This is a genomic window from Kitasatospora sp. NPDC018058 (assembly GCF_044327205.1).
GTDB lineage: Bacteria > Actinomycetota > Actinomycetes > Streptomycetales > Streptomycetaceae > Kitasatospora.
Window position 1 is genome coordinate 229,081 of record NZ_JBIRFA010000002.1, and the last position, 23,627, is coordinate 252,707.

Annotated in this window: 18 protein-coding genes; 7 read left to right on the plus strand and 11 right to left on the minus strand. The window is 71.0% G+C overall.

Annotated features, from left to right (window positions below; genetic code table 11):
- Positions 1 to 28 precede the first annotated feature (28 nt).
- Together murJ and ACH4E7_RS03640 are read right to left on the minus strand one after the other, a co-directional pair.
- Positions 29 to 2,506: a murein biosynthesis integral membrane protein MurJ gene (gene murJ / locus ACH4E7_RS03635; RefSeq protein ID WP_396247344.1), complete on the minus strand. Its 2,478-nt coding sequence runs from the start codon at positions 2,504 to 2,506 to the stop codon at positions 29 to 31.
- A gap of 57 nt (positions 2,507 to 2,563) precedes the next feature.
- Positions 2,564 to 5,014 carry a DUF6049 family protein gene (locus tag ACH4E7_RS03640; RefSeq protein WP_396247345.1) on the minus strand — a complete coding sequence of 817 codons (2,451 nt, stop codon included), beginning with the start codon at positions 5,012 to 5,014 and terminating at the stop codon, positions 2,564 to 2,566.
- 472 nt (positions 5,015 to 5,486) lie between these two features.
- On the opposite strand from ACH4E7_RS03640, the gene ACH4E7_RS03645 reads away from it, so the two are divergent.
- Positions 5,487 to 6,893 (plus strand): CCA tRNA nucleotidyltransferase, encoded by a 1,407-nt coding sequence (locus ACH4E7_RS03645; protein WP_396247572.1) that lies wholly within the window; start codon positions 5,487 to 5,489, stop codon positions 6,891 to 6,893.
- 129 nt (positions 6,894 to 7,022) lie between these two features.
- On the opposite strand, the gene ACH4E7_RS03650 is transcribed toward ACH4E7_RS03645, so the two are convergent.
- The 5 genes from ACH4E7_RS03650 to ACH4E7_RS03670 form a co-directional block, all read right to left on the minus strand.
- A complete protein-coding gene (locus tag ACH4E7_RS03650; protein ID WP_396247346.1) occupies positions 7,023 to 8,030 on the minus strand; it encodes a hypothetical protein in 1,008 nt (335 codons plus the stop codon).
- A 59-nt stretch (positions 8,031 to 8,089) separates the two neighbouring features.
- Positions 8,090 to 8,686, minus strand: a complete 597-nt coding sequence (locus tag ACH4E7_RS03655; protein ID WP_396247347.1) for a hypothetical protein — start codon at positions 8,684 to 8,686, stop codon at positions 8,090 to 8,092.
- A gap of 212 nt (positions 8,687 to 8,898) precedes the next feature.
- Positions 8,899 to 10,236 (minus strand): MFS transporter, encoded by a 1,338-nt coding sequence (locus ACH4E7_RS03660; RefSeq protein WP_396247348.1) that lies wholly within the window; start codon positions 10,234 to 10,236, stop codon positions 8,899 to 8,901.
- A gap of 211 nt (positions 10,237 to 10,447) precedes the next feature.
- Positions 10,448 to 11,530 (minus strand): inositol-3-phosphate synthase, encoded by a 1,083-nt coding sequence (locus tag ACH4E7_RS03665; protein ID WP_396247349.1) that lies wholly within the window; start codon positions 11,528 to 11,530, stop codon positions 10,448 to 10,450.
- Positions 11,531 to 11,657: 127 nt separating this feature from the next.
- Positions 11,658 to 12,344: a PadR family transcriptional regulator gene (locus tag ACH4E7_RS03670; protein ID WP_396247350.1), complete on the minus strand. Its 687-nt coding sequence runs from the start codon at positions 12,342 to 12,344 to the stop codon at positions 11,658 to 11,660.
- A 513-nt stretch (positions 12,345 to 12,857) separates the two neighbouring features.
- On the opposite strand from ACH4E7_RS03670, the gene ACH4E7_RS03675 reads away from it, so the two are divergent.
- Together ACH4E7_RS03675 and ACH4E7_RS03680 are read left to right on the plus strand one after the other, a co-directional pair.
- Positions 12,858 to 15,314: a transglycosylase domain-containing protein gene (locus ACH4E7_RS03675; RefSeq protein WP_396247351.1), complete on the plus strand. Its 2,457-nt coding sequence runs from the start codon at positions 12,858 to 12,860 to the stop codon at positions 15,312 to 15,314.
- Positions 15,315 to 15,486: 172 nt separating this feature from the next.
- Positions 15,487 to 17,064, plus strand: coding sequence for a glycosyltransferase family 87 protein (locus ACH4E7_RS03680; RefSeq protein WP_396247352.1), 1,578 nt, complete (start codon positions 15,487 to 15,489; stop codon positions 17,062 to 17,064).
- A gap of 50 nt (positions 17,065 to 17,114) precedes the next feature.
- Here the strand turns inward: ACH4E7_RS03680 and ACH4E7_RS03685 are convergent, their stop codons facing one another.
- From ACH4E7_RS03685 to ACH4E7_RS03695, 3 genes are all read right to left on the minus strand, one after another.
- A complete protein-coding gene (locus tag ACH4E7_RS03685; protein ID WP_396247353.1) occupies positions 17,115 to 18,149 on the minus strand; it encodes an alanine racemase in 1,035 nt (344 codons plus the stop codon).
- Positions 18,150 to 18,162: 13 nt separating this feature from the next.
- Positions 18,163 to 19,281: a lipid II:glycine glycyltransferase FemX gene (locus tag ACH4E7_RS03690; protein WP_396247354.1), complete on the minus strand. Its 1,119-nt coding sequence runs from the start codon at positions 19,279 to 19,281 to the stop codon at positions 18,163 to 18,165.
- Positions 19,282 to 19,458: 177 nt separating this feature from the next.
- Positions 19,459 to 19,758, minus strand: a complete 300-nt coding sequence (locus ACH4E7_RS03695; protein WP_396247355.1) for a hypothetical protein — start codon at positions 19,756 to 19,758, stop codon at positions 19,459 to 19,461.
- Between the two features lie 320 nt (positions 19,759 to 20,078).
- Between ACH4E7_RS03695 and rpsF the strand changes: the two genes are divergently transcribed.
- The 4 genes from rpsF to rplI all read left to right on the plus strand — a co-directional run bounded on the left by rpsF (position 20,079) and on the right by rplI (position 21,845).
- Positions 20,079 to 20,369 carry a 30S ribosomal protein S6 gene (rpsF, locus tag ACH4E7_RS03700; RefSeq protein ID WP_396247356.1) on the plus strand — a complete coding sequence of 97 codons (291 nt, stop codon included), beginning with the start codon at positions 20,079 to 20,081 and terminating at the stop codon, positions 20,367 to 20,369.
- Positions 20,370 to 20,465: 96 nt separating this feature from the next.
- Entirely contained in the window at positions 20,466 to 21,065 is a 600-nt protein-coding gene (locus ACH4E7_RS03705; protein ID WP_396247357.1) for a single-stranded DNA-binding protein, read from the plus strand.
- A gap of 79 nt (positions 21,066 to 21,144) precedes the next feature.
- Complete coding sequence (gene rpsR, locus ACH4E7_RS03710) at positions 21,145 to 21,381, plus strand: 30S ribosomal protein S18 (RefSeq protein ID WP_030059640.1); 237 nt, start codon at positions 21,145 to 21,147, stop codon at positions 21,379 to 21,381.
- Positions 21,382 to 21,398: 17 nt separating this feature from the next.
- A complete protein-coding gene (gene rplI / locus ACH4E7_RS03715) occupies positions 21,399 to 21,845 on the plus strand; it encodes a 50S ribosomal protein L9 (protein ID WP_396247358.1) in 447 nt (148 codons plus the stop codon).
- Between the two features lie 91 nt (positions 21,846 to 21,936).
- Here rplI and ACH4E7_RS03720 read toward each other — a convergent pair whose 3' ends face one another.
- Positions 21,937 to 23,271, minus strand: coding sequence for an MATE family efflux transporter (locus tag ACH4E7_RS03720; RefSeq protein WP_396247359.1), 1,335 nt, complete (start codon positions 23,269 to 23,271; stop codon positions 21,937 to 21,939).
- Positions 23,272 to 23,627: the final 356 nt, after the last annotated feature.

The following is a 23,627-nucleotide window of genomic DNA, read 5'->3' on the forward strand; positions in this document are numbered from 1 at the left end:
CCGCTCGTCCGGCCGGTTGGCGCGGTGGTCAGCGGCCCAGTCGGCCGCGGACCATACCCAGCATGGCGTTCAGCTCCTCGATCCGCAGGCGCTTCGCGATGAACACAAACACCACCAGTTGGATACCACCGGCCAGGACCAGCGACAGCACGCTGCCCGCCCAGCCGCCGAGCACCTGCTGGACCGCCAGGCTGACGCCGAGACCGACCACCGCGGCCGGGACGCACGCGGCGGTCAGCCGGCTGTACGTCCTGCCGATCCGCTTGGTGTCCAGCCCGCCGATCTTCTTCTTCAGCTTCGGCACCGCCACCGTCACTCCGACGGCGTAGGCGAGGCCGTAGCCGAAGGCCATCCCGGTCACGGTCCACTGCGCGGGCAGCGTGACCCAGCAGATCAGCGAGAAGCCGGCCTGGCAGGCGGCCACCCAGACGGTGTTGGAGAACGGCGTCCGGGTGTCCTCGTAGGCGTAGAAGCCGCGCAGCATCACGTACTGGGCCGAGTACGGGATCAGCCCGAGCGCGAAGGCCGAGAGCATCAGACCGACGTTGGTCGCGTTGCCCAGGGCCGTGGTCCCGCCGCCGACCGCGTAGATCGAGCGACCGATCGCCGGGCCGAGGGCCAGGAACAGGAAGGCCGCCGGGACGACCGCCACCGCGGTGGTGCGCAGCCCGTACGACAGGTCGTCACGGACGGCGCCGGCGTCCTCGTCGGCCGCCGCCCGGGAGAGCCGGGGGAGTACCGCGCTCATGATCGAGACGGTGATGACGGCCTGCGGGAGCTGCCAGATCAGCAGGGCGTTGGAGAAGGCCGACAGGCCGACACCGCCGTGGCCGCCCTGTTCGGCGGCGCTGCCGGCGGCGGTGGCCAACTGGGTGATGACCAGGTAGCCGGCCTGGTTGGCGAGGACGAAGAAGAAGGTCCACTTGGCCAGTCGGGCGGCCTTGCCCAGGCCGTGGCCCCGCCAGTCGAAGCGTGGCCGGAAGTGGAAGTCCGCGGCCCGCAGGTAGGGGATCATCGCCAGCGACTGGACCACCAGGCCGAGCAGAGTGCCCAGGCCGAGCAGCCGGACGCCCTCCGGGGAGATGTTCTCCGGGGTGACCTGGGTGCCGTTGTAGCCGCCGTAGACCCAGATGTACGCGCCGAAGGTGAAGATCACCACGATGTTGTTGAGGACCGGGGTCCACATCATCGCGCCGAACCGGCCGCGGGCGTTGAGGATCTGGCCCATCACCACATGGACGCCCATGAAGAAGATGGTCGGCAGGCAGTACCGGGCCAGTGCCACCGTGGTGTCGGCGCGGGCCGGGTTCGACATCATCGGGTGCGCGATCAGCTGCACCAGCAGGGGTGCTCCGAGCACCGCCAGGAACACCACGCCGCCGAGCCCGACCATCACCAGGGTGAGCAGTCGGCTGGCGTAGGCGGTGCCGCCGTCCTCGTCGTTCTTCATGCTGCGCACCAGCTGCGGCACGAAGACCGCGTTCAGTGCGCCGCCGCCGATCAGGATGTACAGCAGGGTCGGCAAGGTGTTCGCCGCGTTGTACGAGTCACCCATGACCGCGATGCCGATCGCACCGGCGATCACCATCGTCCGGAGGAACCCGGTGCCCCGGGAGACCAGGGTGCCGGCCGCCATGATCGCGCTGGAGTTCAGCAGGCTGGCGACCTTGCCGCCACCGCCGCTCGGCGCCGGGGCCGTCGGCTCGGCCGCGATCTCCTGCTGCGGCTGCGCGGCGCGCTCCTCGGCGAGGTCCGCCAGCGGCTCGACCGCCGGGGGCACCGCGACGGCGGCCACCTGCATGGTGGCCTCCTCCTCGGAGAGCGGCGGGTCGAACTCGATCGGCGGCACGAAGGGGCGCTGCCCGTCCGGGCCGCCGTGCTGCGGCTGCCCCGGGTAGCCGCCCACCGGCGGGTAGGGCGCGCCCGGCGGCATCGGCGCGGCCGGGGGCACGGGCGCGGCCGGCTGGGCCGGGACGGGCTGGGGCATCGGCGGCGGAGCCGCGGCCTCGGCCTGGTGGCCGCCGAACAGCGCGTCCACCCCGACGTACTCGGTGGTCTCGGTGTCCCAGGCCGAGTGCGCCGGGCCCGGCTCCCACTGCGGCCCAGGCTGCTCGGTGCCGGCCCACTGGCCGCCGTCCTGAGCCGGCTGCTGCTGCGGCCAGGCGGCCTGCACCGGGGTGTCCCAGCCGGGCTGCACCGGCGGCACCGGAGGTGAGAACGGGGTCGGCGACGAGAACTGGGCCGGCGGCACCGGCGTCGGGTAGCCGCCGCCCTGCGGCGGCAGCTGCGGCGGCACGTCGTACGCGGTGGCCGGCGGCTGCGGCTCCGCGGGCCGCCCGGCCCGCAGGCCGTACGGGTCCTGGTCGTCCTGCGGGGTCCCGTACGCCTCGGCCGCGTACGGGTCCTGGGCGTAGGTGTCGGCCACGTACCAGTCGCCGGACGGCGACTCGGCGCCCGGCCGGCTCTCACCGCGGCCCGGCGGCCGCTCCTCGCTGCGCCCGGTCATGTCACCTCTTCGCTGTCGTGGGGGAGGCCGACCCGGCGTTACGGGGGGTCGGCGGTATCAAGGACCAACCTTCTCATCACTGGCGGCCCGATCCCGGCCATCCGGGCTGCTGGCGCGCGGTGTCTGCACGGGACCGCCACCGCCGGACTCCTCCGCCGGGCCGTCCTCAGGGCTGTTCCCCTGACTGTCCCCCGGGTCTTCCGCGGGGGCCTCCGGCTCGGCCTCGGCGGCGTCCCCGGTACCGTCCGTCGCCGGGCCGTCCCCGATCGGCTGGTCGCCGTCCACGTGCGGCTGCCCGCCGCGGCGCTTGCGCTGGCGGACGAAGCGCAGTGCGGCCAGCAGCAGCAGGACGCCGGCGCCCGCGAAGACGTAGAGCACCCCGTTGGTCACCGAGGTGACCTCGACCTTGAACGTCTGCGGTTCGCCGTACTTCTGCGGGTTGGGGCCGGTGGTCCAGAGCTGGGCGGTCATGGTGACCGGGCCGTTGTTGTGCGCCTCGGCTTGGAACCGCAGGGTGACGCTCTGCGCGGCCGGGATGACCAGCTCCTCCGGCTTGCTCACGTTCAGCCTGTTCGGCTGGGTCGAGGTGAGCTTCAGCTGCAGGTTGGTGACCGTCTGGGAGAGGTCGTTCTTCACGCTGACCTGGAGCAGGCCGGTGTTCCCGGCCAGGGTGACCACCGACTTCTGCGGCACCTTGACGGCGCCGGTGAGCTCCTTCAGGTACGTCGTGACGCCCTCGCGGTAGGTTCCGCCGGTCGGGCCCTGGGCCCGCCACTCGGTGGAGAGCGAGCGGACCATGGCGGCGCTGAACGGGCCGCGCACCCGCTGCGGCAGGGTGAGCACCCGCATCAGGACGTCCAGCCTCTGCTGGATGTCGTCGGTGCTGCTCAGGTCGGCGGCCGACAGTTCGGTGGCCCGGGCCTGGGTCGGGTAGTCGGCGGGCGAGGGGACGGCGGTGTTGGACTTCGGGTCCGGCGCGGACTGGGCCAGCGCGTCCAGCTTCACCGGGGTCAGCCACTTGTCGGTCGCCGCCTGCAGCGCGCCGGCCAGCACCTTGGCGGTGGCGGCGGACAGCTCGCGCGGCGGCATGACCAGCAGGCCGCGCTGGTTCTGCGGCTGCTCATGGGTGATCGTGTAGGTCTCGGCCAGGAAGCGCTGGGTCGCCTCGGTCTGGTCCTTCGGGCTGGTCAGGTCCTTCTGGAAGAGCGAGGAGACCGTGTCGTCGGCGACCAGGGCGTTCTGGCCGTTGCCGATCGGGCGCACCGCGGTCGGGGTGTAGTTCACCGCGTCCGGCTCGGGCATGCTCGCGCCGTTGACCAGCACCAGCCCGCTGCCCGCCTGCCGGGCGACGCCGGCGATCTGCTGGTCGAGGTAGCCCTGGTACGGCCAGGCCACATCGGAGCGGGTGTCCACGGACAGCCGGCCCTCGACGGTCAGCCGGCCGGCGGTGGCCGCCTTGTTCAGGGCGGTGCCCATTCCGGTCAGGTCGGCGCCGTTGTGCGCGATCGAGGCGAGGTCGGGGTCGGCGTACGGCAGCGCGACCACCTGGCTGCCCTGCTTGGCGACGGCCGCGCGCAGCTTCTCCAGCCAGGCCGCGGCGGCGGCCGAGCCGGTGCCCGGGACGGTGTTGTCGTCCCTGGCCGGCTTGCCCGGATCCGTGCCCGGCTTCTGCACCCGGTACAGCTTGTTGGTCATCGCGAACGCGGTGTCCAGCAGGTCCGGGTCGACCACCCAGGTCAGGCCGGTCAGCTTGGAGCCGGTGTCCACCAGCTCGTACAGCCGGCCGCCCGGCGCGAACTCGGCGGCCAGGCTGTCGTCGCGCAGCACCGGGACGGTCTGGTCGTTGTCGGAGACGGTCTGCGCGGCCAGCACCGGCGCGTGCACCAGCGGCCAGAGCGTGGTGATCTTCGTGGGCTGGGCCTCGGTGCCGCCCTGGCTGTAGGGCAGGAAGGTGCGGGCGATGCCCAGGGCCCGGTCGTGCGAGTTTTCGGCGGTCGAGCCCCAGGCGTCCACCGCGAGCTCGTAGACGCCGTTGTCGGACAGCCCGAGGTCGCTCACCGCCACGCTCAGGGTGTACGGCTGGCTCTGGCCCGGCTTCAGCTCCGGCAGGGCGTACTGCGGGCTGTCCAGCTCCACGCCGTCCGCGCCACCGGGCGCGTTGCGGGTGGCCACCGACTGCAGCTCGCTGCGCCGCTGCAGCGGCTTGCTGGAGAGCGGCTTGCGGACCGCCGCGTGGGCGCCCTTGATCGCCGACTTGCCGGCGTTGGTGACGTGCCCGCTGATGCTCACGGTGCCGTTCTGGACGGCGACCTGCGGGGTCACCGTCTCGATGGTCAGCGCCACCGGGTACTCCGCGGTGGCCGTGGCGTCGGCGGCCGGGCGGATGTTGCCGCCGGACGGCAGCGCCATGGCGGGCGCGGCCGTGAACAGGGTCAGGGCGGCCGCGCAGGCGGCGGCGAAGCGGCGGGCACGGCGGCCCGGGCTCCGTCCGTCGGCGGCTCGTGCCACAGGACGTCCGCTGGGACGTTCGGCGGGGCCCGCGGCCCGTCCAGGCTGTCGGTGCGCCCCCAGGCCCGAGTGCCGTGCCGGCTCACTCACTCGTTTCGCCCTCGCCGTTCTCGATCGATCGCTCGCTGCTGATGCTGTCCGCCCGGCGCTGCCGCCCGACGTTCCCCGCTCGACGTTCTTCGCTTGACGCTGTTCGCCGCCCTGCTGCCGCGGAGGGTTCCGTCGGCTGAGGCGGCACGCGACACCGCATCCCCGGTTGCGGTGTCCGAGACTCGTCCACCGGCATGGTAACGATCCGGCCTGGCGTGCAGTGTTGGGGGCTGTGAGGTGAGACGCCCAAAACGCGCGGGCGGTTGACCTGTCGGGGCACGTACCCTTGTGAGCCGTGTCCACTGCCAATGAGCCCACCGCGCGCACCGATCGTTCCAGCACCGCCGTCCAGGTCGTCCCAGGCCTGAGCGAGGCCCAGACCATGGGGCTGCAAGAGCTGCTGCGAGTGTCGCCGGTCGCCGACGAGATCGCACGCCGGTTCCAGGCGGCCGGTCACCGGCTGGCGCTGGTCGGCGGCTCGGTGCGGGACGCGTTGCTCGGCCGGCTCGGCAACGACCTGGACTTCACCACCGACGCCCGCCCGCAGCAGGTGCTCAAGCTGGTCAAGGGCTGGGCGGACGCGGTCTGGGACGTCGGCATCGCCTTCGGCACGGTCGGCGCCCGCAAGGACACCCCCGGGGGTTCCTTCCTGATCGAGATCACCACCTACCGCTCCGAGGCGTACGACCGCACCTCGCGCAAGCCCGAGGTCACCTACGGCGACACCATCGAGCAGGACCTGGTCCGCCGGGACTTCACGGTCAACGCGATGGCCGTCGACCTGCCCGGCCGCGGCTTCGTCGACCCGCACCACGGCCTGGAGGACCTGGAGGCCCGGGTGCTGCGCACCCCCGCCACCCCCGAGGAGTCCTTCTCCGACGACCCGCTGCGGATGATGCGGGCCGCCCGCTTCGCCGCCCAGCTGGACTTCGAGCCCGCGCCCGAGGTGGTCGCCGCGATGACGGCGATGGCCGAGCGGATCACCATCGTCTCGGCCGAGCGGGTACAGGCCGAGCTGAACAAGCTGCTGCTGGCCAAGCACCCGGTGAAGGGCCTGCGGCTGCTGGTCGACACCGGCCTGGCCGGGTACGTGCTGCCCGAGCTGCCCGCGCTGCGGCTGGAGCGCGACGAGCACCACCGGCACAAGGACGTCTACGAGCACTCGCTGACCGTCCTGGAGCAGGCCATCGACCTGGAGCAGGACGGCCCGGACCTCACCCTGCGGCTGGCCGCGCTGCTGCACGACATCGGCAAGCCGCGCACCCGCCGCTTCGAGGCGGACGGCCGGGTCTCCTTCCACCACCACGAGGTGGTCGGCGCCAAGATGACCCGCAAGCGGATGCGCGAGCTCAAGTACTCCAAGGAGCTCACCGAGGACGTCTCCCGCCTCGTGGAGCTGCACCTGCGCTTCCACGGCTACGGCGGCGGCGAGTGGACCGACTCCGCGGTGCGTCGCTACGTGACCGACGCCGGGCCGCTGCTGGAGCGCCTGCACGTTCTGACCCGCTCGGACTGCACCACCCGCAACCGCAAGAAGGCCGCCGCGCTGTCGCGCACCTACGACGGCCTGGAGGAGCGGATCACCGAGCTGAAGGCGCAGGAGGAGCTGGACGCCGTCCGCCCGGCGCTGGACGGCAACCAGATCATGGAACTGCTCGGCCTCAAGCCCGGCCCGCAGGTCGGCAAGGCGTACAAGCACATGCTCGAACTGCGACTGGAGCACGGCCCGATGGAGCACGACGCGGCGGTCGCGGCGCTGCGGGCCTGGTGGGCCGAGCAGCAGGGCTGAGGTTGAGGGCCTGTCTTCAGGCTCCCGTCCGCCGGGCGGCGCCGGGAGCCTGACGACAGGCCCTGGCCACGACGACGAAAGGGGCGGTTCCGGCACCCGGCCGGGACCGCCCCTCGCGCGTGCGTCCGGTTACTGGAGCTGCTTGAGGCAGAGCACGTAGTCCAGGGCCGGGAAGTTGGGGTGCTTGCTGGTGTACCAGCTGTCCGCCTTCGGCTGCTTCTCGCAGGCCTTCTTGTCGGAGGTGGCGAGGTACTTGTAGATCACCTTGTACTGCGCCTTGGAGTCGGTGCAGGGCAGCACGGTGATCTTCGGGTCGGTGTCGGTGGTCTCGCTGGTGCCGTTCTCGTTGCGCAGGCAGTCGCCGACCTTGGCGTCGTCCACGCCGTTCGTCTCACGCGGGCTCGGGGTGGTGATCGGCGGCAGGGTGATGCTCGGCAGCGGCGGCAGGGTGAAGGTCGGCGAGGGGAAGGTCGGCGGGGTGTAGGTGGGCACCGGCAGCGGCGTCGGCGAGAAGGTGGTCACCGGCGTCGGGGTCGGTCCCGGGTTCGCGTTGTTGTTGTCGTCCTTCGGGCTGAGCACGCCGGTGGCCGCCAGGATCACGGTGACCGCCAGCGAGACCGGCAGCAGCAGCATCGCCATGTGCGGTCGCCGGCCCAGCGGGACGCCCGGGTCGAGCTGCGGGCCGTGGGTGCCCGGCATCGGCGGCGGCAGCTGCTTGATCCGGCCGTTGGCGGCCAGGTTCATCAGCAGTGTGATCGGCGCCAGGATCAGCGACGCCGGGCTCCACCAGCCCTGGACCAGGGTCCGGGCGGACATGTCGCGCACGGTAGCGGTCCCGCAGGTGCGGCAGAACGGGCCGTGCATCCGCAGCATCCGGTAGGCCAGGACCAGGCCCTGGTGACCGCGGACGGTGGCGCGCACCGCTGGGTAGCCGCCGCAGAAGCGGCAGGTCTGACCGTCCATCGGGGCCGGCGGCGGGTACCCGTAGCCGGGCGGCTGGGCGCCGTACGGCGGCTCCGGCGGCGGGGCGCTCGGGTAGCCGTAGCCGGGCGGGCCCGGGGCGGGCGGGGGCGGCGCGCCGTACGGCTGGGCGCCGCCGTAGGGGTTGCCGTCGCCCGGCGGAGGGCCGTACGGCATCTGGGGCGGAGGCGGAACGGACAAGTGGTCCCCCCGGAGAAGGGTGATGGTTGATGAGGTCAGGACTTCTTCACCGGCGGGTAGCCGGTGGTGGTGGGGGCGGTGGGGGCCAGCGAACCGAGGCAGAGCACGTACCGGTTGGTGTTCCAGCGGCGGCCGCTCTTGCCGTAGACGGTGCGCGTGGTCTGCGGCGTCTGCTGGCAGCGGTTCACGTCGGTGGTGCCGGTGAACTTCGCCAGCACCTTGTAATTCGCCTTCGAATCAGTGCACTTGACGATCTCGATGTCGCTGTAGCCGCTCACCTGGACACAGTCGCCGACCTTGGCGCTGCTGACGCTCGGGCCGGCCACGAAGTAGGCGACGGCCAGTGCGACGCAGCCGCCGGCCGCGCCGACGATCCGCAGCTTGGACCGGACGCTGCGCTTGGCGGGCGGTGCCGCGGGCGTCGGGCCGGGCTGCGGGTAGCCGTACGCCCCGGCGGGCGGCTGCTGCGCGTAGGGTTGCGGCTGCCCGTAGGGAGCCTGCCCGTACGGGGCCTGGGCGTAGGGCTGCTGACCGTACGCCGGCTGACCGTACGCCGGTGGGGGCGGCCCGAAGCCGGCCGGAGCCGCCGGGGCAGGTGGTGGCGGCCCGTACGGGCTGGGCGGTGTGCTCATCAGTTCGTCCCCCGAGACCAAGTGCTGTCGTTCCGACAGGTTTACGTACCTTAGCGACTGGGTCGGACGCAATCCGTCCGGAGGCTGCAAGGGACTTCGGGGCCGGGTGGTTTCCATTCCGGGACAGCACGGTTTCAGACACCGGTGGTTCGGACGCCGCGGTGTTCAGACCGCGCGGTGTTCCGGCGGCGCGGCTTCAGGAGGCGCGGCGTTCAGGCCGGCCGGTCACCGGGCAGCGGACCGGTCCGCCGGGCGGCCCGCAGGTAGAGCGTCACGGTGAGCGCGTACACCGCCGCCACCCCGATGACCACCGGCACCGAACGGCCGGACAGTGGCAGCACCAGCGCGGTGACCAGGGCGGCGGCCACGAAGGCGACGTTGAACAGCACGTCGTAGATGGCGAAGACCCGGCCGCGGTACTCGTCCTCGACCGTCTCCTGCACCACGGTGTCGGCGCAGATCTTGGTGCCCTGGGTGACCACCCCGAGCAGCAGGGCGGCGATCAGGCACGGCACCAGCGTGAAGCTCAGGCCGAGCGCGGGGACGAAGACCACCGGGGCGATCAGGCAGGCCGTCATCCAGCCGGTCAGGCCGAGCTTCCGGGTGCACCAGGGACTGATCACGGCCGCGACGAAGAAGCCGGCGGCGGAGAGGGCGACCGCCTGGCCGAGGGTGACCAGGCCGGCCGCGGGGTCGGCCGGGTCGTTGAAGGTGTACCGGGCGAGTATCACCACGACCACGATCAGTACGCCGTAGCAGAACCGGGCCGCGGTGACGGCGGCCAGCGCGTGCACGGCGGGCCGGCAGTCCCGCACCAGGTGGCGCACCGCAGCGCCGAGTTCGACGGCGGCCCGGACCAGCGCCTGGCCGAGCGCCGGGCGGTCGGCGTGCTGCTCCGGCCCGAGCAGGTCCCGGTCCATCCGGCGGGCGGCCAGTGCGGCCGACAGGTAGAGCAGCGAGGCGACCGTGACCAGCGCGGCGTCCGCCTTCGGGCCGGGGGTCATCACCTGGTGCAGCAGGAAGCCGATGCCCCCGCCCGAGGCGGCGGCGACCGTCCCGAGGGTGGGGGAGAGCGCGTTGGCGGTGACCAGGCGGTCCTGCTCCACCACCCGGGGCAGGGCGGCGGACAGGCCGGCCAGGATGAACCGGTTGAGCGCGGTGACCAGCAGGGCGGAGGCGATGAACAGCCATTTCGGCGCCTCGGCCAGCAACAGCGCGCCGGTTCCCAGGCCCAGCCCGAAGCGGGCCAGGTTGCCGAAGTACAGCACCTGGCGGCGGCGCCAGCGGTCCAGCAGCACCCCGGCGAACGGGCCGACCACCGAGAACGGCAGCAGCATCCCGGCCAGCACCGAGGCGATGTCGGCGGGGGAGGACTGCTTCTCGGGGGAGAAGACCACGTAGGCGGCGAGCGAGACCTGGAAGACGCCGTCCGAGAGTTGGGAGAGCACCCGGGCGGTCAGCAGCCGCCGGAAGTCGCGGCCCCGGAGCAGGTCCAGGAGCGTGGCGCGGTGCGCGGGCTGGTGGGTGCTGCCGTTCTCGGTGATCGCCACCCGCCCAGGGTGCCACGGAAGCGGTCACCGTTTCACGTGAAACATGTGCCGCGGAAACGTGAAGGGCTCACGATCTGATGATCGTGAGCCCTTCGGAAGAGCTATGAGTGACGACAAGCCGTCAGCTCAGTGCTCAGCGCTCAGTGCCCGACAGTCGCGAACCTCGCTGCGCTCAGCGCTCAGTGCCCGACAGTCGCGAACCTCGCTGCGCTCAGCGCTCGACCTCGCCGCGGATGAACTTCTCGACGTTCTCCTTGGCCTCGTCGTCGAAGTACTGGACCGGCGGGGACTTCATGAAGTACGAGGAGGCCGACAGGATCGGGCCGCCGATGCCGCGGTCCTTGGCGATCTTCGCGGCGCGGACGGCGTCGATGATGACACCGGCGGAGTTCGGGGAGTCCCAGACCTCGAGCTTGTACTCCAGGTTCAGCGGGACGTCGCCGAACGCGCGACCCTCCAGACGGACGTAGGCCCACTTGCGGTCGTCCAGCCAGGCCACGTAGTCCGAGGGGCCGATGTGGACGTTCTTGGCACCCAGCTCGCGGTCGCGGATCTGCGAGGTGACGGCCTGGGTCTTGGAGATCTTCTTGGACTCCAGGCGCTCGCGCTCGAGCATGTTCTTGAAGTCCATGTTGCCGCCGACGTTCAGCTGCATGGTGCGCTCGAGGATGACACCGCGGTCCTCGAACAGCTTGGCCATCACACGGTGCGTGATGGTGGCGCCGACCTGGGACTTGATGTCGTCACCGACGATCGGCACGCCGGCCTCGGTGAACTTGTCCGCCCACTCCTTGGTGCCCGCGATGAACACCGGCAGGGCGTTCACGAAGGCGACCTTGGCGTCGATGGCGCACTGGGCGTAGAACTTGGCCGCGACCTCGGAGCCGACGGGCAGGTAGCAGACCAGGACGTCGACCTGCTTGTCCTTGAGGACCTGGACGACGTCGACCGGGGCCTCGTCCGACTCCTCGATGGTCTCCAGGTAGTACTTGCCCAGGCCGTCGAGGGTGTGGCCGCGCTGGACGGTCACGCCGGTCGGCGGGACGTCGCAGATCTTGATGGTGTTGTTCTCGCTGTTGCCGATGGCGTCGGCCAGGTCGAAGCCGACCTTCTTGGCGTCGACGTCGAAGGCGGCGACGAACTCCACGTCACGGACGTGGTAGTCACCGAACTGGACGTGCATCAGCCCGGGGACCTTGCCGGCCGGGTCGGCGTCCTTGTAGTACTCGACACCCTGCACCAGCGAGGCGGCGCAGTTGCCCACGCCGACGATGGCTACGCGAACCGAACCCATTTCCGGTTGCTCCCTGTGATCTCATGAGGACCGCCGGAGTCGGCGGCACTCGTCCTGCTTCTTCGATGACTGCTTGTACGGGCGCGAGGCGCCCTCTCCTGCCGCGTGGCACGACGCTGACGCGGTGTCAGCGCTCCTGGGCGGAGCGCCCCGGGCGGTCGTACGGTGGCCCGGACGGGTCCGGGGACCCGGTCTCCTGGCCACGGCCGTCCGAAGTCTGGTGGGGGCCGGCGGCGGCGGGCCCGGTCCGGCCGGTGCGGTTGGCCCGCTCGGTCTCGATCAGCTCGTTGAGCCACCGGACCTCGCGTTCCACCGACTCCAGTCCGTGCCGCTGGAGTTCGACGGTGTAGTCGTCGAACCGTTCGCGGGCGCGGGCTAGCGAGTTGCGCATCCGCTCCAGGCGCTCCTCCAGCCGACTGCGTCGACCTTCCAGGACGCGCATCCGCACGGCCCGATCGGTCTGGCCGAAGAACGCGAAGTGGACGCCGAAGCGCTCGTCCTCCCACGCGTCGGGGCCGGAGTCGGCGAGCAGCTCCTCGAAGCGCTGCTTGCCCTCGGGGGAGAGCCGGTAGACGATCTTCGACCGCTTGCCGTTGAGCGCGGTGGCCGGGACGTACTCGACGTCCGGGTTGTCCTCGACCAGGAAACCCTGGGCGACCAGGCTCTTCAGGCACGGGTAGAGCGTTCCGTAGGAGAGCGCTCGCAGCGCTCCGAGCAGGATGTTGAGCCGTTTCCGCAGCTCGTAGCCGTGCATCGGGGCGTCATGGAGCAGGCCGAGAACGGCGAACTCCAGCACTCCTGAGCGCCTGCCCACTGCCGTCGTCCTCCTCCCTCTCGACCTCGCCCCGGCCGCTGCATCCGGCGGTATACCGCTTCGATGTATCGGCTCGATATATCGAGAACAGTAAACCCGACCCTTGGAACGGGCAAGGGGGGCACGCGTGAATGTGATCACAAGCCGACGCGCGGGTGGGCTTGGCAACGGGCGTGTAATGATCTGTCGCCGTTTTGCGGTAATTGACGGCTGATGCCCGATTAATTGTCATTTCGTGCTGCGTACGCTGTCGCGTGTGCACGAGGACCAACCTCCGGGGTTAGGGCGGTCCGGGCATCGGACGTGAACCCTGCCTTCAGGCTGGAAAGCCTGGCGAGGAGTGGCTGGAACATGAGCGAGCGACGGCGAAGGACGCCCGACCCGGGCGGTGACGGGCAGCAGCCCCCGGGAGGCGGTGGCCGTCGGGGTGGACCCGGTCCCGATGAGCTGGGCTCGGACGGGCTCGGCCGCCGACGCCCACCGGGCGTCCGGGAGACCGCTCAGCAGCCCCGGATGGGCCGTGCCGAGATGCGTAAGGCCGCCCAGAAGAAGGGCAAGGGGGGCGGCCGACGAGGTGCCGCCGCCGCTTCCGCCGCCGCGGCCGCGGGCCCGGGCAAGAAGCGCTTCATCGACTACCCCCGGTGGGGCAAGACCGGCGTCCGGCGCTGGCTGCCGTCCTGGAAGCAGTGGCTGAGCGCCTTCCTGCTGTTCTTCGCCACCGGCGTGGGCATCGTGTTCTACCTCTACCAGACCACGACGGTCCCGGACCTCAAGGACCTGGTGAAGGAGCAGAACACGATCTACTACTGGGCCGACGGCAGTGAGATGACCCGCAAGGGCGACATGAACCGCCAGATCGTCGAGCTCAAGGACATGAGCCCCTATCTGCAGAACGCCGTCATCTCGGCCGAGAACGAGACCTTCCGCACCGACAGCGGCATCGACCCCAAGGGCATGCTGCGCGCCGTCTACAACATGGCGAAGGGCGGGGAGACCCAGGGCGCCTCGACGATCACCCAGCAGTACGTCAAGAACGCCTACCTGAGCCAGGAGCAGACCCTCAGCCGCAAGCTGAAGGAGTTCTTCATCACGCTGAAGATCAACCAGCAGATGGGGAAGGAGGACATCCTCAAGGGCTACCTCAACACCAGCTGGTTCGGCCGCAACGCCAACGGCGCGCAGGCCGCCGCCCAGGCGTACTACGGCGTCAACGCCAAGGACCTGAACCTCTGCCAGAGCGCCATGCTGGCCGGACTGCTGAAGGGCGCGAACTACTACGACCCCTCCAAGCCGGCCAACCACGACCGTGCCGTGGACCGCTGGAAGTGGATCCTGGACCGGATGGTGGAGACCAAGAACGTCAGCGCGGAGGAGCGGGCCAAGTGCACCACGTTCCCCGAGCCGATCCAGCCGAAGTCCAGCTCCAACATGAACGGTGAGATCAGCTACCTGGTCGACACCGTCAACCAGTACGTGATGGCCACCGACAAGTCGATCACCCAGCAGGTGATCGACAAGGGCGGCCTGAAGATCTACACCACCTTCGAGAAGGACAAGGTCGACGCCCTGAAGAAGGCGGTCGACGACGTCAAGGCGGAGAACCTCAACCCGCAGAAGCGTCCCGACAACGACACCTTCATCCAGTTCGGCTCGGCCAGCATCCGCCCCGGCGACGGTGCGATCGTCGCCCTCTACGGCGGTGACGGCGTGGAGAACGGGCACTTCGACAACAACGCCAACGCCACCGGTGTCCAGGTCGGTTCGACCTTCAAGCCCTTCGTGCTGGCCACCGCGATGCAGGTCGGCGTGCAGACCGCGAAGGGCGACGACGGCAAGCCGAAGCGGATCAACGCCGACAGCCGCTACCTCTCCGACGACCTGTCCGAGATCCGCAAGCCGGACGGCTCGCTGGTGATCGGCGACGACGGCAAGCCCTACCGGCAGAAGAACGAGGACGCCGGCAAGCGCGGCTACGTCTCGTTGCGGCAGGCCATGCAGTACTCGTACAACGTGCCCTTCGTCCAGCTGAACCAGGACGTCGGCGGCCAGAACGTGGCCGACATCGCGGTGCAGATGGGCGTCAAGAAGGACAGCCTGGCCGACCCGAAGACCCCGACCTTCCCGCTCGGCACCTCCACCATCAGCCCGATCCGGATGGCCACCGCCTACGGCACCTTCGCGGCCAGCGGCAAGGAGGCCGAGCCCTACTCGGCCACCAAGGTCGAGGTGGACGGCAAGGAGCGCCCGGGCTTCGGCAAGAAGGACACCAAGGCCGCGCTGGAGCCGCCCGTCGCCGACAACGTCACCGACGTGCTGGTGAACGTGGCCAAGAACGGTACGGGTACCAAGACCAACACGCTGGGCCGCCCGGTGGCCGGCAAGACCGGTACCACCGACCAGAACAAGTCGGCCTGGTGGGTCGGCTACACCCCGCAGCTGGTGACCAGCGTCGCGATGTGGCGCGAGGACCCGAGCAAGCACGACCGGCTCTCGCTCAACGGCACCGGCGGCAAGGAGTCCATCCACGGTGGTGACATCCCGACCGACATCTTCACCCGGTACATGAAGGCCGCGCTGGCCAACGAGAAGAAGATGGACTTCCCGAGCCCGCAGCCGATCGGCACCGAGGTGGACTCCTCCGGCGCGCCGTCCACGGCGACCGCCACCCCGACCCAGACCGCGACCCAGACCCCGTCCGAGGCCCCGTCGGCCCCGCAGCCGACCCAGCCGCAGCCGACGCAGCCGCAGCCGACGCAGCCGCAGCCCACCCAGGGCGGGGGCTGTGTGCCGGGGGTGGACTGCCAGCCGACTCCGCAGCCGACCCACCCGCCGAAGCCGACGCCGACGGACACCTGCTTCCTGTTCGGCTGCACGACGCCGACACCGACCGGCGGCGGCTCGACGGGCGGCAGCACCGGCAAGCCGGGGGGCGGCGGCAAGCCGACTCCGAGCAGTACGACCACGCCGTAGGACGCGGCCGGTCGGTGAGACGCCGAAACGGCGGTGGCGGTCCTCCTCGGAGGGCCGCCACCGCCGTTTCGCCGTGTTTCGCCGCCCGCGCCCCCTCCGTACCACTCGTGCCGCCGCGGCCACCGCGGGGTCCTCCTCGTCCCGGCGCATCCGGTGCGGCAGGATGTCCGGCATGACGTCGAGCGATCGTGACGAAACCGCGGGCCCGGACGGGCCCGGCGCCGCCGCAGGGCCCACCCCGGTGGCCGTCGCCACGGCCGCGCCGTCGGCCAACACCGTGGTCGTCCCGGCCGACGAGGACCGGGTGGCGGCGGCCGGCAGCGAGGTGTTCGGCGGCCCGCCCGGGCGCCGGGCGCTGCTTGGCGTCTCCTGGTGGATCCCGGCGCGCTTCCTGGCGCTCGTGGTGATCGTGGTCTCGGCGCTCGGCATGGTGCACAACCTGCCCTGCTACAACCAGGCCTGGTTCCAGCCGGGGTCGCCGCAGTACATCCACGCCTGCTACAGCGACATCCCGCACCTGTTCTCCGGGCGCGGCTTCGCGGCCGGGCTGCACCCGTACGTGGACCGCATCCCGGGCAGCTCGGGGGACCTCCAGTACCTCGAGTACCCGGTGCTGACCGGCCTGTTCATGCAGGTCGCAGCCTGGCTGACGCCCGGCGGCGGCACCCAGCAGGACCAGGAGCAGTGGTTCTGGGCGATCAACGCCGGGATGCTGATGGCCTGTGCGGTGGTCGCCGTGGTGGCGCTCTCGCGCACCCACCGCCGCCGCCCCTGGGACGCCCTGCTGTTCGGGCTCTCGCCCGTCCTGCTGCTCAACGGCACGGTCAACTGGGACCTGCTCGCGGTCGCCCTGGCCGCCGTGGCGATGGCCTGGTGGGCCGGCTCCCGGCCGGGCTGGGCCGGCGTCTTCATCGGCCTGGCCACCGCCGCCAAGCTCTACCCGCTGCTGCTGATCGGCCCGCTGCTGGTGCTCTGCTGGCGGGCCGGGAAGTGGCGCGAGTTCCGGGTGATGCTGGGCGGCGCGGTGGGCGCCTGGCTGGCGGTCAACCTGCCGATCATGCTGGCCAACTGGCGGGGCTGGTCGACCTTCTACGTCTTCAGCAAGCACCGGGGCGAGGACTACGGCTCGTTCTGGCTGATCCTGATGCAGAACCGCGGCGTGGGGCTGGCCGACCTCGACCTCTACATCGGGTTGCTGATGGTGCTGGGCTGTGCGGCCATAGCATGGCTCGGCCTGTCGGCGCCCCGTCGGCCGCGCTTCGCGCAACTGGCCTTCCTGGTGGTCGCGCTGTTCGTGCTGGTCAACAAGGTGTACTCGCCGCAGTACGCGCTCTGGCTGCTGCCGCTCGCGGCGCTGGCCCGGCCGCGCTGGCGGGACATCCTGATCTGGCAGGCCTGCGAGGTGCTGTACACCCTGGGCATCTGGTCCCACCTGGGCTTCGTCACCGGGCCCAAGCAGCACGGGATCGGCGAGCCCTGGTACCACTTCGCGATCGTGCTGCACCTGCTCGGCACGCTCTACCTGGTCGTGCTGGTGGTCCGCGACGCCCTGCACGCGGACCGCGACCCGGTCCGCTGGGACGGCAGCGACGACCCCTCCGGCGGGGTGCTGGACCGCGCCCCGGACGTGTTCACACTGGGTACCGCCCGACGGCTGCGCGAGGAGGAGAGCTACGCCGCCTACGCGCCGGCCGGCCCCGAGCAGTGGCTCAAGGAGCCTGAACTGCCGGAGCCGGCCGAGGGGCCGTAGGGCCGCGAGCGAGCGTCAAGGGAGGCGAGCCGAGCACCGGGAGGGGGTGCTCAGCGGTCCACCACGCGGTCGAAGTGCGTGGTGGTGTGCCGGACCTGGAGGCCCAGCTCCTCGCCGATCGCGGGGGGCTTGGTCTCCCCGTCCAGGAACAGCAGCGACACCTGCATGTGCGGCGGCTCGGCGAACCAGAGCTGCTTGCCCGCCCAGTGGAACGGCGACTTGGTCTTGTTGACGGTCGCCAGGCCGGCCCGGGCGATGCCCTTGGCCCGTGCACCCATGCTCGCCACGTACTTGGGCGCCTCCAGGCCGATGCCGTGCGCGGTGCCGCCGGCGACCACCACGATGTGGCCGTCGGAGGGCGCTGGGTGCTGGCGGTAGCCGTAGCGGTCGCCCTTCTTCACCGGGGTGACGTCCAGCACCGTGGCACGGACCTCCAGCGCGGCGTGGTCGCCGAGCCAGAGCCGGGTGCCGATCCGGGCCCGGAACACGGTGTCCGGGTAGCGCTGGGCCAGCTGGTCCATGCCGGCCGCGCCGAGGTGGCTGACGAAGACGGTGTGCACCGGGATGCCCGCCGCCTTGGCGGTGTCCACCCAGTACGCGACCTCCTCGACCGGGCTGGAGCCGTCCGGCCGGTCCATCGGCAGGTGCAGCGCCAGGCCCTCGAAGGAGACCCCGTCCAGCTCGCCGGCCGCCGTCCGCAGGTCGGCCGCGCTCACGCCGTGCCGGCGCATGGTGGTCATGCACTCCAGCACCACCCGGGCGCCGTGCAGCGCGCGCAGCGCGTCCACGCTGGCCACCGTCCGGATCACCCGGGCGTGCGGCAGCGGGAGCACCTCCTCGCCGACCCGGTACGGGGTGAGCACCAGCAGCTCGCCGCCGTACCACTCGGCGGCGTCGGCCGCCTCGTAGGCGGTGCCGACGGCCAGCACACCGGTGCCGAGCAGCGTCGCCTCCTCGGCCAGCCGGTGGTTGCCCAGGCCGTAGCCGTTTCCCTTGGCGACCGGCACCAGGCCGGGGAACTCGGCCAGCACGGACCGCTGGTGCGTGCGCCAGCGTTCGGTGTCGAGGTAGAGCGACAACGTCATCGGGTCAGCCTCCTCAGCGGCGGGACATGTAGAGGTCGAGGGCCTTGTGCAGCAGCTTGTTCAGCGGGAAGTCCCACTCGCCGAGGTACTCGGCCGCCTGGCCACCGGTGCCGACCTTGAACTGGATCAGACCGAACAGGTGGTCGTTCTCGTCCAGGGTGTCACTGATGCCGCGCAGGTCGTACACGCCGCCGCCGAGGGCGTAGGCGTCGCGCATCATCCGCCACTGGATCGCGTTCGACGGCTTGACCTCGCGCTTGTGGTTGGCCGAGGCGCCGTAGGAGTACCAGACGTGCTCGCCGACCACCAGCATCGTGGTCGAGGCCAGCGGCTCGCCCTCGTGGTAGGCGATGTAGAGCCGCATGCGGTTCGGGTCCTCGGCGTTGAGGGCGTTCCACATCCGCTGGAAGTAGGCCAGCGGGCGCGGGGTGAACTTGTCGCGCTCGGCGGTCACCAGGTAGAGCTGGTGGAAGATCGGCAGCTCGTCGTAGCCGCCCTGCACCACCTCGACGCCGCTCTTCTCGGCCTTCTTGATGTTGCGGCGCCAGAGCTGGTTGAAGCCCTTCTGGATGTCGTCCAGCGAGCGGTTGGCCAGCGGCACCTGGTACACGTAGCGCGGCTGGACGTCGCCGAAGCCGGCGCCGCCGTCCTCGCCCTGCAGCCAGCCGGCCTTGCGCAGCCGGTCGGCGACCTCGAAGGCGCGCGGCTCGTACCAGTCGGCCTCGATGTCGCGCAGGCGCTTGGCCTGCTTGGCGGCGATGGCCTCCTTGATGGTGGGGGCGTCCCAGCGGCGGATGACCACCGGCGGGCCCATCTTCACCGAGAAGGCGCCCTGCGACTTCAGGTGCGCCAGCATCGGGGAGAGCCAGCGGTCGAGGTCGCGGTCGAACCAGTCGATGACCGGGCCCTCGGGCAGGTAGGCGAGGTAGCGCTTGACCTTGGGGAGCTGGCGGTAGAGCACCAGGCCGGCGCCGACGAGCTGGTTGTACTCGTCGAACCAGCCGATGGACTCCGAGCGCCACTCGGCCTTCACGTCACCCCAGGCCGGCACCTGCATGTGGCTGGCCGAGGCACGGCTCCTGATGAAGGCGAGGTGCTCCTCGCGGGTGATCGTCCTCAGGCGAAGGCTCATTGCTCGGTGCTCCTCGTCGGTCGGGCTGCGGTGGCCCCAGGTTCTCGGGGTGACCCTATCGTCCGGGGCCAGGGGGCCCGCCGCTGCGGGCACGACGGCGCCCCCGTCGCGTACCTGTCTCCTTGCAGATACGCGACGGGGGCGCCGAGGGTTCCTGAACCCGGACTCCCGGGGGTCTCAGCCCACGAGGCCGCCGCGGGCGATGCCGAGGTAGAAGCCGATCGCGGAGGCGCCGAGCGTGATCATCAGGACGAAGCGCTCGGCGGTGGTGACCGAGACGAACATGCCCCAGAGCCCCGTGACGATCCCGGCCAGGCCGGTCCACGAGGTCAGCACGTGCAGGTTGTGGAAGAACGAGGTGGCGAAGGCGATCACGCCCAGTACGGCGGTCAGTGCCACCAGGGTGTTCTCGCGGGGATGCGGGTGGCCGTCGGTGTTCAGCGTGAGCGCGGGCATGCGGGAGACGGACTGGGCCATGAGACCCACCTCCTGGCGTGGAGACGAACGGGCAGGAATCCCGTTCCGTCCAGATTGCGGCGCTTGGGTCGCTCTCACAACCCCTATGCGTTTTGTTCGGCCGTCCGGGTGCAGGTAGGCTGTGCCGTCTGCACTGGTGTAGTTGTGCCCTCCTTGCGCCCTCTTTCGGGCGGCATCACCTTTCGGGTGAGCGGGGGCCGACTGTCGGACCCGGCCGCTACGGTGAGCCGGAGTCGTCACTGCTCCGGTGCCGACGCTACGCACAACCCTCCTGCCACGGAGAGACCGTGGCCGCTGAGTCCAAAGGAGGTGGGTTACTCATGCGTCACTACGAGGTGATGGTCATCCTCGACCCCTCGGTCGAGGAGCGCGCTGTCTCCCCCCTGATCGAGTCCTTCCTCGCCGTCGTCCGCAACGCCGGCGGCAAGGTTGAGAAGGTCGACACGTGGGGTCGCCGCCGTCTGGCTTACGAGATCAACAAGCAGTCCGAGGGCATCTACTCGGTCATCGACCTGAAGGCCACGCCTGAGGTCGTCAAGGAGCTCGACCGCCAGCTGGGCCTGAGCGAGTCGGTTCTGCGGACCAAGGTCCTGCGCCCGGACACCCACTGAGCCACCTCTGAGGCCTTCGGGTCTCGGGTAGCTCGCGTCCGCTGTTTCACGTGAAACAGCGGTGAACGGACATCTTCCCGAGAGGTCATCACCACCATGGCAGGCGAGACCGTCATCACCCTCGTCGGCAATCTCGTCGACGACCCCGAGCTGCGCTTCACCCCGTCGGGTGCGGCGGTCGCGAAGTTCCGTATCGCGTCCACCCCCCGCACCTTCGACCGTCAGACGAACGAGTGGAAGGACGGCGAGAGCCTCTTCCTCACGTGCAACGTCTGGCGTCAGCCGGCGGAGAACGTGGCCGAGTCGCTCCAGCGCGGCATGCGCGTCATCGTGCAGGGCCGACTGCGCCAGCGGTCTTACGAGACCAAGGAAGGCGAGAAGCGGACGGTCTTCGAGGTCGAGGTCGACGAGGTGGGCCCGAGCCTGCGCTCGGCGACCGCCAAGGTCACCCGGGCCAACCGCTCCGGCGGTCCTGGCGGCCCCGGTGGCGGCTTCGGCGGCCAGCAGGGTGGCGGCCAGGGCGGTTGGGGCGGCGGTGGCGGCCAGCAGGGCGGCGGCTGGGGTGGAAACTCCGGCGGCGGCCAGTCCGGCCCCTCCGACGACCCGTGGGCGTCCAGCGCCCCGTCCGGCGGCCAGCAGGGCGGCGGCTGGGGTGCCCCGTCCGGTGGCGGCTACTCGGAAGAGCCCCCGTTCTAAGAGCTGACAGATTTCGTGCGGCCCGGCCGTCGGCGTCCCCGGACGCCCGCCGGGCCGTAAACCCCAAATGGAGCACACCATGGCGAAGCCGCCTGCTCGCAAGCCGAAGAAGAAGGTTTGCGTCTTCTGCAAGGACAAGGTCAACTACGTTGACTACAAGGACACGAACCTGCTGCGGAAGTACATCTCCGACCGCGGCAAGATCCGTGCCCGCCGGGTCACCGGCAACTGCACCCAGCACCAGCGTGACGTCGCCACGGCCGTGAAGAACAGCCGTGAGATGGCGCTGCTGCCCTACACCAGCACCGCGCGCTAAGAGAGGGTGACCGAGTAATGAAGATCATCCTCACGCACGAGGTGCCGGGTCTCGGCTCCGCCGGCGAGGTCGTCGAGGTCAAGGACGGCTACGCCCGCAACTACCTGGTCCCGCGTGGCTACGCCATCCGCTGGACCAAGGGTGGCCAGAAGGACGTCGACGCCATCCGTCGCGCCCGCAAGATCCACGCGATCCAGACCCTTGAGGCCGCCAACGAGGTCAAGGGTCAGCTCGAGGGCGTCCAGGTCAAGCTGGCCGTCCGCTCGGGTGACGCCGGCCGTCTGTTCGGCTCGGTGACCCAGGCCGACGTCGTCGAGGCCATCAAGGCCGCCGGCGGCCCGGCTGTGGACAAGCGCGCCGTCGCGATCGCCTCGCCGATCAAGACCGTGGGCACCCACAAGGTCTCGGTCAAGCTGCACTCGGACGTCGTGGCCAACCTCGACGTCGCCGTCGTGGCTGCCTGAGTTCCCTAGCAGTGGCCTGAGGGCCGGACTCCCCCCGGGGAGTCCGGCCCTCGGTCGTTCCGGGGTGTTCCGGGGTGTTCCGGGGCGGGGCTCAGCCCCGGACGGCCCCGGTGACCAGCCAGTGGCCGCCGCGGGCGCGGGCCACCAGGAACACCGCGCGGACCAGCATGAAGAGGTTCATCGCCCACCAGAGCCCGGCCAGTCCGGTGCCGGTGGCCGGCACCAGGGCCGCCGTCGGGGCGAACACCGCCAGGGTGGCGAGTGCCGCCCAGGCCAGGTACGGGCCGTCCCCGGCGCCCATCAGCACGCCGTCCAGCACGAAGACCGGACCGGCCACCGGCTGGCTGAGCGCGAGCAGCAGCAGGGCGGTGGCCAGCTGCCCTTGGACCGCCGGGTCGGGGGTGAAGAGCGGGATGTACAGCGGGCGCGCCAGCACCACCAGCAGGCCGAGCACCACCCCGGAGCCGAGGCCCCACTCGACCATCCGCCGGGTGGCGGCTTTCGCCCCGGGGACGTCCGAGGCGCCCAGGTAGCGCCCGATGATGGCCTGCCCGGCGATCGCGATGGCGTCCAGCGCGAAGGCCAGGAAGCTGAACAGCGTCATGGTGATCTGGTGCGCGGCCACCTGGTCGTCGCCGAGCCGGGCGGCCACCGCGGTGGCGATCATCAGCACCGCGCGCAGGCTGACCGTCCGGACCAGCAGCGGACCGCCCGCCTTGGCGCCGGCCCGGATGCCCGCCGCGTCCGGCCGCAGCGAGGCCCGCTCGCGGCGGGCGCCGCGGACCACCACGACCAGGTAGACGGCGGCCATCCCGGTCTGCGTCAGCACGGTGCCCCAGGCCGAGCCGGCCACCCCGAGCCCGGCCCCGTACACCAGGCCGGCGTTCAGGCCGATGTTGGCGGTGAAGCCCGCGACCGCCACCAGTAGCGGCGTACGGGTGTCCTGGAGACCGCGCAGTACACCGGTGGCGGCCATCACCAGCAGCATCGCCGGTATGCCCAGCGAGCTGATCCGCAGGTAGGTGACCGCGTACGGTGCGGCGGTCGGCGAGGCGCCCAGCACCCCGGCCGCCCAGGGGGCCAGCAGCAGGGTGAGCAGGACGACCGGGACGGCCAGTCCGAGGGCCAGCCAGAGGCCGTCGACGCCCTGCTGGACGGCGCCCCGGCGGTCCCCGGCGCCGATCCGGCGGGCCACCGCGGCGGTGGTGGCGTAGGCGAGGAAGACGAACACACCGGTCGCGGTGGTGAGCGCGGCGGAGGCGACGCCGACCCCGGCGAGCTGGGGGGTGCCGAGGTGGCCGACGATCGCCGAGTCGGCCATCAGGAAGAGCGGTTCGGCGACCAGCGCGCCGAAGGCCGGGACCGCCAGGGCGAGGATCTCGCGGTCGTGCCGGCGGCTGGGGGACACGGTCGGGGCGGCGGTCATGGGCTCCAGGGTACTCATCCACAGGTAATGAGTGCTAGCCACATTCGATCATTACTCGAAATCCTGAGCGACGAGCTCTGTGCGCTGGGTGCCCACAGCCGTTCGGTGGTGTGTGAAGAATTTCCCATGCACAGGCCCGGGAAGAGGTAATCGCAGGTCAGGCGATTGACGGTGGGTCGATCGTCTGGTTATCCACAGGAGCTTCCACAGGGGTGTCCACAGCTTTGCGGCAGTTCTCCACAGCCCAGGGCCACTCATCCACACCCCCTGTGGATAACCGCCTTGGCGCAAGGGCTCCCGGCGCTTTAGCGTGGGCCGTCCACCCGACACTCCCACCCGCCCCGGCGTCCGATTCG